The sequence below is a fragment of the Mycobacterium sp. ITM-2016-00316 genome, from assembly GCF_002968335.2.
GTDB lineage: Bacteria > Actinomycetota > Actinomycetes > Mycobacteriales > Mycobacteriaceae > Mycobacterium.
In genome coordinates this window covers 1,835,826-1,848,760 of the sequence record NZ_CP134398.1, presented here as the reverse complement: position 1 = coordinate 1,848,760, position 12,935 = coordinate 1,835,826, and the positions used below count along the sequence as shown (strand labels likewise).

General features: G+C 60.1%; 7 protein-coding genes. 1 reads left to right on the top strand and 6 read right to left on the bottom strand.

Features of this window, described 5'->3' with window-relative positions; translation table 11 throughout:
- Positions 1-16: 16 nt before the first annotated feature.
- On the top strand, positions 17-2,404 hold the full coding sequence (locus C6A86_RS08800) for a DEAD/DEAH box helicase (protein WP_396834963.1): 2,388 nt from the start codon (positions 17-19) through the stop codon (positions 2,402-2,404).
- Here C6A86_RS08800 and C6A86_RS08795 read toward each other — a convergent pair.
- The 6 genes from C6A86_RS08795 to C6A86_RS08770 form a co-directional block, all read right to left on the bottom strand.
- Positions 2,397-3,095: a hypothetical protein gene (locus C6A86_RS08795; RefSeq protein ID WP_233213235.1), complete on the bottom strand. Its 699-nt coding sequence runs from the start codon at positions 3,093-3,095 to the stop codon at positions 2,397-2,399. The two genes, C6A86_RS08800 and C6A86_RS08795, sit on opposite strands and share 8 nt — an antisense overlap.
- Positions 3,096-3,188: 93 nt before the next feature.
- A complete protein-coding gene (locus C6A86_RS08790) occupies positions 3,189-3,875 on the bottom strand; it encodes a DUF4268 domain-containing protein (protein ID WP_233213236.1) in 687 nt (228 codons plus the stop codon).
- A gap of 53 nt (positions 3,876-3,928) precedes the next feature.
- Positions 3,929-5,125: an McrC family protein gene (locus tag C6A86_RS08785; RefSeq protein WP_105365957.1), complete on the bottom strand. Its 1,197-nt coding sequence runs from the start codon at positions 5,123-5,125 to the stop codon at positions 3,929-3,931.
- Positions 5,100-7,346, bottom strand: coding sequence for an AAA family ATPase (locus C6A86_RS08780; protein ID WP_105365956.1), 2,247 nt, complete (start codon positions 7,344-7,346; stop codon positions 5,100-5,102). Before C6A86_RS08780 ends, C6A86_RS08785 begins: the two co-directional genes overlap by 26 nt.
- Positions 7,347-7,610: 264 nt before the next feature.
- Positions 7,611-10,427, bottom strand: a complete 2,817-nt coding sequence (locus C6A86_RS08775; RefSeq protein ID WP_142407087.1) for a DEAD/DEAH box helicase — start codon at positions 10,425-10,427, stop codon at positions 7,611-7,613.
- 435 nt (positions 10,428-10,862) lie between these two features.
- The gene (locus tag C6A86_RS08770) at positions 10,863-12,932 is read right to left on the bottom strand and encodes a DEAD/DEAH box helicase (protein ID WP_105365954.1); all 2,070 of its coding nucleotides are present in this window, start codon (positions 12,930-12,932) and stop codon (positions 10,863-10,865) included.
- Between the last annotated feature and the right edge of the window lie 3 nt (positions 12,933-12,935).

Below are 12,935 nucleotides of genomic sequence, written 5' to 3'. Positions count from 1 at the left end.
ACCTAGCGAAGGCGACGTGTTTCTGGACTTCGAAGGTCACCCCTTCTGGCGCTCCGATGCCGGACTGTTCTTCCTTTTCGGTCTGATCGAATGCGATAGCCAGGACAAGTGGAACTACCGATGCTGGTGGGCACACGATCTCGAAGGCGAGGCCGCAGCTGTCTCCGCCCTTATCGACTATCTGGCAGCTCGCCGTGAGGCGTACCCAACGATGCACGTCTATCACTACAACCACACGGAGCGGTCCTCGCTGGAAAGGCTGGCGACAGAACACCGTGTGCGTGAAGAGGTGCTGCGCGAGATGGTCGACACCGGATTATTCGTAGACCTGTATGTCGTGGCGCTCAATAGTTTTCAGGCTGGCGTCGAAAGCTACGGACTCAAGCATCTGGAGCGGCTGACCGGTTACCAACGAAGTCACGATATCGACAAGGGCGCCGGCGCTGTCGTGCAATACGAGCGGTTCATGACTTCGGGCTTCAGCTCAGATCTCGATGGCATCGCCAGATACAACGAGGATGACGTCCGAGCCACGATGGCACTCAGAGATTGGCTGCTTGCTAAACGGCCGGCCGACCGCGATTGGCGTGCAGCGTATCTGGATCCGGAAGAAGCGCTTCCCGAACTCGATGAGCAGATTGTCCGCATGCATTCCTTTGCGCCTGAGTCACACGAGTATTTCCTTGGAGATCTCCTCGGTTACTGGCGCCGCGAGTGGCGCGCGTATCTTGCCCCGAAGCTAGTAACAGTGCAGTCGGATTCGACGGAGTTGTTCGACGATCCCGAAGCCATCACCGCGATGACGCTAGTAGAACGGATCGAACGGACCAGCAAAGGCGGCAAGCAGCTGCTTCCTGCCATGCGGTTCCGCTTTCCCGAGCAGAATCTTGAGCGCATGCCCAAGAGTGGCGGCAGCGTGGTTGTGCAGGCGCCCGACGACCAGGCATATTTTCCGAGCATCAACAATCTAAATGAGGAAGAACGCTACATCGACCTCGTGTGGAATGAAGATTTGCAGAAAGCGGACTTCATTCCCGCTTCGGCCGTCCTGCACGACTGGATCGCGGCAAAGCCCAAACCTGGCAGGCTGTCGACCTTTGTTTCACAGTGGCCAGCCGGTGCCGACTCGGTGACAGCGGCGCTGCTTCGTCGCGACCTCCCCCTATTCCTCGACGGCAACCGACCCGGCGGTACTCTGTTCACCGACAACCTCGCAGACATGACGCGATGGGTCACCCAACTCGATAACAGCTGCGGCGGCATCCAGGGCCCACCGGGAGCTGGAAAGACCTACAGTGCAGCCCATCTGATACACGCCCTCATCCGATCAGGATTACGGGTGGGAGTGACTGCCACCAGCCACCACGCCATCAGCAACGTCCTCAAGAAGTGCGTCGATGTGTTCAGCGACAACGCCGATCTCAGCCTTCTGAATGCCGTGCGCAAACCGCCCACGGGCACGACCGCGACGATCCCCAGCATCCGCAACGCAACCGACAACAAAATATGTGCGCGACCTGAGTTCAATCTTGTTGCCGGGACGACATGGTTGTTCGCCTCCGATGTCATGCAGGCGGCACCGGTCGACGTCCTTCTGATAGATGAAGCGGGCCAAATGGCGCTGGCGGACGCGCTGGCCGCGTCATGCGCGTCCCGCAACCTGATCCTGCTCGGCGATCCACTGCAATTGCCGCAGGTTGCCCAGGCCTCGCATCCCGGCAACTCCGGACGCAGTGTCCTCGAACACCTGCTTGGCGACGACGCCACCATGCCGGCAGACCGGGGAGTGTTTCTGCAGACCACTTGGAGGATGCACCCCGACGTATGCCGCTTCATTTCCGACCAGATCTACGAGGGTCGGCTGCGCAGCCATCCAGACTGTTCGCGGCAGTCGACGATGGCGGGGACTGGACTACGTTGGCTGCGAGCGACGCACAGAGGGTGCACGACATCTTCGACAGAAGAAGCCGAGATAATCGCCGCGCAGGTCGAGGAGCTGGTCGTTACTGAATGGACGAACATGGAGGGCGAGCAGAAGGCCTTGACGACAAGTGATTTCATGGTCGTCGCGCCGTACAACGATCAAGTTCGCCTGCTCCGAGAGCGGCTTGACAGCAACCCGCTCACTGCGCATGTCCCGGTCGGGACCGTGGACAAGTTTCAGGGCGGCGAGGCCGCAGTGATCTTCTTCAGCATGACCACCTCCAGTCGCGACGACATGACACGGACGGCCGACTTCCTGTTCTCACGCAACCGGCTCAACGTGGCGATCAGTCGCGCACGATGCCTGGCGTACCTGGTGTGCACTGAGGAACTTCTGAATGCGCGGGCGCACAACGTCGAGGAGATGCGGTTAATCGGGACATTGAATGCGTTTGTCGAGTACGCGGAGCTTTTCAATTGACAGCTTGGGAAACCCTGTCCCCCACGGCCCACACATCGTCCGGATCGAGACCTCTGACCGGCACTACTCTGGCCGGACCACGCTCGTCTTGGCCCAACATCGATGCGATCTCGGCGAATCCGTGTGACCCCGAATGCTTGAAATTTCCCTTCCAACAACCGGAGATCATGAGATTGCCGTCCTTGATGGAAAGCTTGAATGGTGGGAACCGTCGGCCGAACGGGTACACGAATAGGTAGCCACTGGGCCGCTTTCCATAGTGAAGCCGGGAATGGGTACCCTGCGACCGGAGTTGGCCGTTGGCATCCACCAACTCAAAAAACCTCAGTAGGAACGATCGATCGCTTGGGTCCTCCACGGCGGCGATAAACTGCTGGCGGGTCCAAGCACCGGACTCGTAGGTGGAGTACGCCTCTGGGTAGGTGGCAGTTTGGGCAGCTGCCAGTTGCCGGCCAGTTAGCCAAGACCGCACGTGGTCGACCTTATCGAGAGCACTCTCCGCGAGGGCGTTGACTTCGTCGTTCGGACCGCGTTTCACCGCGCTCACGATCCCATCGTTCACTGAATAGCGGATCTCCACGCTGACAGCAGCCTTGCTGAAAATATCAGTGTCGTCAGTCGACTCGACCTGCCAGCCACAGCCATCGGCGATGTCGACGGTATCTAACCGGGACCCTGTTCCTACTGCCAATGGTCAACCCTCCTTGAAGTCTGGTCCATACCCTCACACCGCGTGGTTCGAGCGAAAGATGAGTACGCAGCTGTGGAGCGGCGCACACTCTGTTCAACGATCAGCATCTAAACCACCGACGGCTTGAATCGCTCGTCGAAACCCTAGATGCTTTTGGATGAGCCACTCCATCATTGCCGGCCACTGGTCGCGATCGGCGACGCTGGTGAATGCCGACACCACGTACAGGCGAGTGTCGTTCTTGCCCGGCATCTCGTCCCACACAACACTCTCCCCCAACTCGAACTCGAACTGGCCCTTCTTCGCCCGCAAGGATTCAAAGCGGGCAAGGTTAACCGCAGGATCAAGGTGTCCGAACGCCAGCTCCAGGCGCAGGGGTCCAGGTTTGAAGGCCGAACAGAAAAAGGTCCGTGGCACGCCAGTCGGTAGCGTGGCATTTGGCGCGGTTCTCGACGTGCCTGATCGCGCCCTCCAGTCCGGATACTCGGCAGCTACTCGGCTACGGAACTGCCTCCAAAATTCCGAGTAGAGCTGCGATCCTGAAACGGTCGCCTCGACGAGTTCTCGCACGCCGTCCTGGCAGGCGAGCCATGACCGCAGCTGATCGACTCTTGCGGTCACACCACCCCCGGTAGTGTCGACGTCGCCGTCCGCACCACGCTTGACCGCTCTCTCGACTACATCGTTGGCCGCATAGTGGACCTCGATGGTGACCGTCCCTCTGATGAAGGTGCCAGCTCGGTCTGTTGACTCAATCTGCCATCCCAAGCCATCTGCCATGTCCACGGTGTCGAGTCGGGTACTAGTTCCCTTCTCCAGTGGTCGCCTCTCCATCAGACGAGTTCGGTTGACTGGATGGAGGTCATCGCGCTCACCACGTCGTCAACCTGTCGCAGTAGATCGGTTGGCGCCAAGGCTAGGTCCAGCGCGTGGCAACTGATTGTCACTCCAGCATTCCGTACTGTGTGCACGCTGACCGACTCGTTGCCCTTCGCGTAAATGAGATGTCCATCCGAAAGCCCCAGAACGGTGCAGTATGCCAGCATTTGGTACAGGTCAGCGTTTGGAAAGCCTTCAGGGCGTTCGGCTTTGTATTTCGCATCGGCCACTGCCGTCGGTGATCCGAGTTGGCGGCATAGGAGGTCAGGACGCATGTCAACCTGCCGTTCATCGTCCAAATGCAGTGCGGCCTGTGTTTCGCAGTGCCAGCCCCGGCTTGCTAGAGACTCGCGCAGCGCGACGGAAACGAAGTCCTCGAAAATACGCCACATGTCGAACATAGAGCCCGTCACTGTCACACGACCAAGGTGGTGATCGAAAGACTCAGCAGCCAACACGATCTCGGCCAGACGGAGCGCGGACTCGTAGCGGACGTTCAACCGACTCGGCTGCCACCGCGGTACCTGCGCGCCGCGCGCAGGTACCGAAACTTCAGCCAGTGCGCGTCGAAGTCGTTGCAACAGCCTGCGCGCGGGCTCACTGATGCGCGCGATTGTCAACAGCCGCAGCGTGGCCATCGCAAGAATTTGGTTTTCGGCGATGTCCACCGTGAAGTCGTCATACTCAACCGCGATTGGGACGGGCACCCCGTAGAGCCGGCTCATCTGCTCACTGGCCAAGATGCGACCTCGCAGTACCGGCAGCGTGTCGGTGACCGTCCGGTATCCCTGCAGAAGTCCTTGTTCGACAGCACGGGTAGCAAGGCGCGCAAATGACTCAGCCACCGCAGGTAAGAGATCGTCGGCCGCCTCGAGCTGCACAGCGTCATTACGCCATATCTGCGGGTTCTGTGCGTATCCGAGCAGGAACAGCAGGCGGTTCAGATCTGTGATCTTCGGTCGAATTACGACTTGGAGCCCACCGACGGTGACAGCGCCGACCTTCCGGCCAGCAGCCACCTCGAAGAGCCCATCTTCGAGCGTCGGAGTGACCGCCGCGAGTTCTAGGTCAGTAAATGCGCGATACTCCGAAGCGGACAGCCTGACCGTCTCGGGCGGACCGCCCTCAGTCAGTACCAGCGATGCCGGCATCGTCGTCCAATTCGTCTCTATCACGTTGAGCCGCAGCCGATCTCGCAGCGATACTCTTCCTCAGCACGTCCAGCCCGTATTTGGCTGGAACGTCTACATTGTGGTCGCCGAAATGGTGTTCCTCCAGCAACGGCAGGATGTCGGTGCGCCACATGAGCTCCAATGCCTTACCCGTGTGGTCCTGGGCGAGGCGTCCTCGCATGAAGTATGAGGGCCCGATTTTGAAGTCGGAGTCGGCGATGCGCGAGTTAAGCTCCTCATGGATGTCGGCCAGCCGGCTCGTGTGACCGTTGGCCACCAACCAACTACGGAGGATCCCACGGGTGGGTTCCTCGGATGGGTGCAGAGGCAGAAACGCGAATCGTCGACGTAGCGCGCCGTCCACAAGCGCAATAGAACGGTCGGCTGTGTTCATGGTGCCGATCACAAAGATATTCTTGGGCAGCGAGAAGGGCTCGGAGCTGTCCGAAGAATACATAAGGTCGATTGTCTGGTCGCGGTACTCCAACAGGAAGTAGAGTTCTCCGAAGATCTTCGGTAGATTGCCGCGGTTGATCTCGTCGATGATCAGAACGTAGGCGTCCTCGGGGTTGTCGGCAGCTTTGTCGACCAGAGATCTAAGCGGGCCGGGCTTCAGCTCAAACGTAATATGGCCGCCTGCTTCGCTCTTCGGCCGGAAGCCTTCGAAGAAGTCTTCGTACGAGTAGGCCGGATGGAACTGAACCAGCTTCACGTTCGACGAGTCGGTTAGATAGTTAGCGAGTTCCCTCGCAATGTAAGTCTTTCCGGTGCCCGGTGGTCCGTAGAACACAAGCTGACGACGCTCGCGTAAGAGCTCGATGCAGTCCTGCACCCAATTAATGCCGACGTGAAGACGACCTGCCAGTTCGCTGGTGGCATCTCGCAGATGGACGCCTGACGACGGATTCCGCTGCGGCTTTCGTTCCGCCAACGCGGTCAGTAGCTCTAGATGCTGACTCAGCTCGAGAACCTCGCCCTGCGCGCTTAGACGTGCCGCAACGTCGTCCGGGACGTCGGACCAAGGGCACGGATGGTCGAACCACTTCACTGGCCGGCGCAGGTTGGATCGCCCGTCAGTGCTCACGACAAACTCAGGGGGACCGGCGACCGTGCCGAAGTGGATAGCGCCATGGCTTACTGTGACGACCAGATCTCCGGGACGCATCCGCTCGAGGAAGGCAGAGAACTCGTCAACCTTCTCCTGGCGTGCAGCGTAACCGGATGAGCTGTAATCGGTTTCGACGAACTCTTTCAGCTGCTCGCGTGTGACATCGGCATCGATCGGCCGCAGTAGGCTCGCGGCCAGCGACACCGACTCCTTGCGTCGCCAGATAGGCACCATGTCTTGCCCTTTGACATTGGATCCGTGAATCTTCCACGCGTGTTGCAGGGTAGGCGCAGGCGGCTTCAACCAGCGCTCTATCCAAGGTTTGGCGTAGAGGTCGACGTGTCCGCCCTCAGCCTCAGTGAGAGCTTCGTAGATCTGCGCAATATCGACATCAAGGTCACCTGATGGCGCGGCGAGGAACCTTCCGGCGAGACCGTCGCGGAGCGCCGTGCGGTGGTCGATGTTCACCACCGGCAGGTAGAAATGAGGAAATGCCAAGTAAAGCAGCGACTGCCGTTGGGCCGCTTGACCGGTCGGTACCGCGTTCACTACTTCCCGGAAGATCAACGGCTCAGCGACGGCGTCGACCCGACGTTGATCGGACAGCGACTTGAAATGGCGGGCGAACTGAATTAGGTAGACGATCTGCGCCCACCGATAGGTTGTGAACGCTTGCCCACCATTGAACACTCCACCGCCGAGCAGCGCTGCTCTAACGGCATCCGGCAGCGTAACCGGAGAACTACTCATGCTGAGAACGTTCTCCACCTGCTTGACCTTCAGGACGCCGCCGAGGTTGAGAATCGGCAGCATGTTCATGATGAGCAGCTCGGCGAATAGCTGAACAGCATCGGGGGACGAATCCGCCAATTGATGCTCCAGCTTCTCGAAGAATCCGCCGGGTCCGGCATCGGGCTTATCGACGTACGCCGCAGCGAGTTCGTCGAGATTGGAAGCGGTCCAGACCGGCCGGCCGGGGGTAAGCAGTGAGTCGTCGTTGGCCAACCCGGAATCGATCAGGTGTCGTCCGACCGCCTCAACACCTACCGCCGCCGCACGTGCAAACGTCCCCACCTCGGCAGTGCTCGTCACTCGGTGCTCCTTCTGCGCAGATCATGGGATTGTTCGCTAGGAGCACTGTGGCAGTCTGCCAACCAACACTCGCATTCCGTCGCCCCCGCTTCTCCTTATACCAACAGTCGCTGCCACCGGCCGTGCATCGCACGTCAATCCGGGGCTGTCGAGCCACACTATCGCTAGCCATCGACGCGGCGACGGTTTCTGTGCGACAAAAGTTCTCGCCGAAGGACTGACACTTTCCTGGCCTACAAATCTGTCGAGCACTCGGGCCGTTGATCAGGTGGCAATGAGACCGCGGCCCTTGGGCTGCCACTCCCAGGTGTTAAGACTGTTCAGCAGCTTGATCCTTTCTTCGCCGAGGACCCCATTTCGCCACCTCTTGCGCTGGGCCTTGACCCAGGACATCAGCTTCTTATCCGGGTAGTCCCTGGGAATGCTGGTGTGCCCATGCTGCTTCTCGAAAACACTGAGCTTGTCGAACATCTCCATCCATTTGGCGAGTTGCCCATCCCAAGTCCAGCCGGGGATCTCCTCCAACAAAGCGATGCGCTCGGAACCAAGCCTGTCCTTGTTTATTCGCTGGGTAGAAACCCACGAACCGACATTGACGCCTCCCACCGCGTAGTCCTGCGGGATGTTTGCATGGCCGTGCTCCATGGCAAATTTCAGTGCCTCCTGGCGGTTAGCATCCCATTTGACATCACGGGCGGACAGCGCCCACCCCGGCAACTCCTTGTCCAGTCGTTCCCTGCGATCGGCTTCGAGATTCTTGGCGGACCGCTGCAATTGAAGCCACCGGGCATCCGGTCCTGATGTAGGCATAATTCCGTGCTCATTATGAAAGCCAACAGCCCGGAGAAGCCCTTCCTCCCAGAGTTCATCGAAAGGAGCCCACTGAAACTGCAACGCGTCCAACTGCGCTATGCGTTCCGCGCTGAGCTTGCCGTTCTTGGCCCAGGTGCGAAAAATATTGGTCACGTTCCCCAGAGCGTGGCCGCGGTAACGGAATACCGCACCGTCGACCCTAGTGGGAATGTTTGTGTTACCGAACTCCTGCTTGTACTCCTTGATCAAATCGACCCAGAACGAAAAGGAGGAGTACAGCCGTTCCACCAGACGCGCCTCAAACGCCTGCAGGATGTCTTCGGTGATGGCGGGAATGTCGATCTCCGCCACATGAGACAGACCAATTGTCCTCTTGTATCCACCCCTCTGTGCGCCGAGTCTCAGCCTCACCATGTTGATCTCTTCAGCGAACCTCTCATCCTCGTTACGCAGCACCATGAGGACCCGATGGATTGGCTCATAAAGTGAGTTTGCTATCGCGCTCACGGGGTCATCGTCCGTGGCGTCGACAAACACCGGCAGAACGATTGTGCCGATCTTGTCGGGGTCATTGCGGTCAAGCCGCAGAACCCGACCTACTGTCTGGATAATGTCGATCTCCGACCCTTTGGGATCGATAATCGCGACTGCATTCAGGTTCGGCACGTCGACACCCTCGCCGAATAGTCGAACGTTGCTCACCACCGCATACGTGTCCTTGCCAGGGCTGCGAAGGGCCGTTAATACTTGCTGACGTTCAAACGCTGAGTTCGCCGACGAAAGATGGGCAACCGACAGATTGTCGATGCGCTGGTCCGCAGGCATCCAGTGATTGACTTCCGTGAGCGAGTCAGCCCACTCTCGTGAGCGCTTTACCAGTGAATGAAACGCGGCAACGCGATGTAATCCGTGCTTACGCATCGCCCTGATCAGGGCTATCTGCCCGCCCACGGATCGCATGTTGAGAGGCTCATCAGGCTTGACGTTGGCGCCGTCGAGGGTGATGAACCGGCCCTGATTGGTCTCGTCGAGGAGGACCTTGCGCACCACCGGGTCGTCCTTGGTGACGCCCACGATAATGATCTGATAGTCCGAAAGCAGTCTGCGCTTGATCGCCTCGCCGAAGCTCAGTTCGTGAAACACCCGACCGAACTTCTCAACATCGTCCATCGACGCCAGCTCAACGCCGGCCTTCAGGGCAGGCTCCAGCACCTTCTCGAGGTCGTAGGTCTTCGGTGTAGCGGTCATAAATAACCGCTTCTTGGCTGGGATCTTCTTGTCGTCGAGAACGGTGGCGAATCTTGAATCCGCCTGCAGCGCCAGATGATGGGCCTCGTCCACAATGACGAGATCGAACTCCGGCACGTTGCCCAGCCGGAACGCGGCGGCGATCTCCGGTGAAGAGTGCAGGGTAGAAAACACCGTGACGGAGGCGCCCGTCCGCAACTCCGCCGCGATCACCTCGGGATTGGTGGTCACCGGCAAACCCAGATCACTCACCCGGACGTCATCCCCTTCGCTGACTTCCGATGCCACCACCACGGGCGTGAAGTCCACAGTCTTATTGGTCATGAACGCACCAAGGTTCTGTCCCACCAAGGCGATCGAGGGCTCTAAGACCAGCACCCGACGGGCCTCGAGCTTCTCGCTGATGAACAACGCCGTGAGGGTTTTGCCGGTGCCGGTTGCCGAGATCAGCTGGCCGCGATCATGCACCTGGAATTCATTGACCACGTCCGTGACCGCCTCGACCTGATGCGGCAGTGGCGCCTTGGGTTTGGGCTTCGGGGTCCGCAGATCCTCTAATGAGCTGGGCCATGTGACATCAGCCTCTTCCAGATCTGTCCGAAGCCGGGTGCCAACCTTGATCGCCTGTCCCTTGATCGTGGACTCCGCATTGCCCCCAATACGGTTGGTCGTCGCGACCAGCAGCCGGTAGGTGACCTCTGGGCGGTTGGAGTCACTCAGCCATGAATCCACGTCCCTCTTCGTGATTCTGTAATTGGGGCCATAGGCTTTGGCCTGAATCGACCACAGCCCCCCGTCGCGGTGCACGGCGATCAGGTCGGTGCCCAGATCCTTCGTGCCCCACTTGTGTGGGGAGTCCTTCCACAGATCGACCCGTACTAACTCGTGCGCGTAGTACGGGTCGTTCTCCAGGAAGAACTTGACAATGCGCTCGAACTGCGTGCCCTTCTTCTTTGGGTCAATGCCGAGCTGCTCATACAGCGCCGTGAAGCCATTCGCCATGGCCGATTCTCCGCTCACCTGATATACCCGACGCTTGCTTCAGTCAGGTAGAAGTGCGGTCCGTTCGCTGTCCGGGCTATGTAGCCCGACGCAATCCCTCGCTCGCCGAATTCGATTGCGTCCTTTAGTGACACTGCCTTCTGGAGGCGATCGCTGGCATCGTCGGGTCCGATGCCAGCGTCTGACCATTGGCGTGCGATGGCCACGGACACACCCCTGTCGATAAGCGTCCGTGCATCTTGGGTGGATATTCCAGTACACAGCCACTCGGGCGGAGCCTCATTTGTTGAGTCCCCGGTCATGATTGCCTTCCTAGGTGTCTCGTAGCGGGCGGTGTGCCCAGCTATCGTCGGATTCGGTGAATCCTGTATGGCATTCACCGCCGGAGTCGTTTCACCTCGGCTGGTATCGCGACCGTCCGCACGGAGTGATTGTTCTCCCCCAGGCACCACGTCACCCTGCGCGATACCGGACAATGCGCGCTTTGGCAGTCTCCCCAGCGCCACGCGGATCAGCCAGCCGCTCACCAAGAGTCCTGACAGCCAGATTCGGCGGCAGCGCTACGGAGAACTTGAGCCCCGAGATCGCTTCGTCATCGACGCGCGGAACGGCGTCCGGGTCCGCAGCCTTCACATCAGTTCCCCTGATGCCTTCTGGAAGAACGACGCTCTCGTTCTCCACACCACTCGCCTCAATACCCAGCCCTGCGAGAAGTGTGGCGTTCGCCTTCAGGCCGGCCCAGGTCCACAGTCGCGTACCTCCCACACCGCGCGGATGCATCACAAGGCCGTTGTTCTCGACCTCCGTGGCGCGCTCTTCACGAAGGCGCGTCAGCGCTCCTGCAACACGTTTGGACAACTCGACGTCAGGCTCCGCCCCAAGCAGCACCTTCCTCTTCGCCTGGCATACCTCGAACGATTGCGCGACTGCACCTGACGGCCACTTCACATCGCCCTTGGTTGGAACCTCCTCAACCCATACGGTGAAGCGCTCCCAGTCGACGTATTGCACGAACCAGCCGCGGCCTCCGAGAACGAGGGGTCGTTGTTCGCGGTCCGGCCGGGCCGGGAGGGCCAGTGGGGAGACGAATCCGATCTCCTTGACGCCGGCCACGACCCGCAGCTCAAGATCGGCAATGAACGTCGAAAGTAGATCCATGAAGTGTCGCTTGCCGAACTCCTTCTCCGCGCGCGGGCCGATCATCAGTAACCCTGAGTCTTCAACGAGGAACTCTTGTGCGCGCAGATAAGCGAGGACCTCCGCGCCATCCGCCATGAGCGGAAGGTCCCCCCACCACCGCGGCCAGTCCGATGTGCCGAACGATCCTTCTTGAAGGGCCAACGCCAGAAGTTGTTGGGCAGCAAGGTGTCTCGGGTGTGGTGGAGCAACGACATCTTCGACGAAGCCGCGTTTCCACAGGAGCAGCACGGCGGCAGCGTCAAGTAGTCCGTCGAGGCTGGTGGCGAGGAACAGAGTGTTGCGGCTCGTGCCCGGTCGCCGGCCAGTGCGGCCCAGTCGTTGCAGGAACGAGGAGACGGTGTGCGGCGCGTCGATCTGGATGACGCGATCGAGGTCGCCAATGTCGATACCGAGCTCAAGCGTCGATGTCGCAACAATCACTGTGTCCTTGGCCTCGGCGAACGCCCGTTCGCTTTGTCGCCTCTCGTCGGCGGAGAGCGATGAGTGGGACACGAAGGTCTGAACGCCGCGCTCGCGCAGGAGGAAGGCGAGTTCCTCAGCGGAACGGCGTGATTCGGCGAACACCAGTCGCTTCTCGCCTCGATGGAGCCGGGATATGACCGTGGCAGCGTTGTCCATGCTCCCGACGTAGTCGACGGTGATTTCCGGGCTCAGTGCCGGCGACGAGTCCTCTCGCACCACCACGACCGGTGTCCGCCCCTCGGTCGAGCCTTGCATCCACGTGCCAACCGTTTCCGGATTACCTACGGTTGCCGAAAGACCCACGCGCTGGATCTTGCGGCCGGCGATCCGTTCGACTCGTTCCAGCACGGCGAGTAGGTGCCAGCCCCGGTCGGATCCAGCGAACGCGTGAAGCTCGTCGACCACGACGGCTCGGACTGACCCCAGGAACCGCTCGTGATCGACTCGTCGTGACACGAGCATGGCCTCAATGGATTCCGGGGTCGTGAGAAGAATGTCCGGTCGATCAGCGAGCATCCTGCGACGCTCAGATTGCCCCACGTCGCCGTGCCACAACCCCGCCGTGCGGCCGAGCCAGGAGCAATAGGTGCTCACGCGAGCGTGGAGGTTGTTCAGGAGAGCACGAAGTGGAGTGACATAGAGGATGGTCGCGCCTGACCAGTTGCCTTCGACCATCTCGGAAAGGAGCGGGAATACGGCGGCTTCGGTCTTGCCCCCTGCTGTGGGTGCGACGAGGACACAATCGGAACCTGACCTCACCGGCTGGACCGAGGCGGCCTGCAGCGGTCTGAGTGCGGGCCACCCCAGTGAGTTGACGATGTGGTATTCGATGGCGGCGTCGAGGCCAGTGGGAGCCGACATCGG

Coding starts and splice junctions, on each gene's coding strand:
- C6A86_RS08790 (WP_233213236.1), bottom strand. CDS start 3,875: ATGGCAGATGGCTTGGGATGGCAGATTGAGTCAACAGACCGAGCTGGC.
- C6A86_RS08785 (WP_105365957.1), bottom strand. CDS start 5,125: ATGCCGGCATCGCTGGTACTGACTGAGGGCGGTCCGCCCGAGACGGTC.
- C6A86_RS08770 (WP_105365954.1), bottom strand. CDS start 12,932: ATGTCGGCTCCCACTGGCCTCGACGCCGCCATCGAATACCACATCGTC.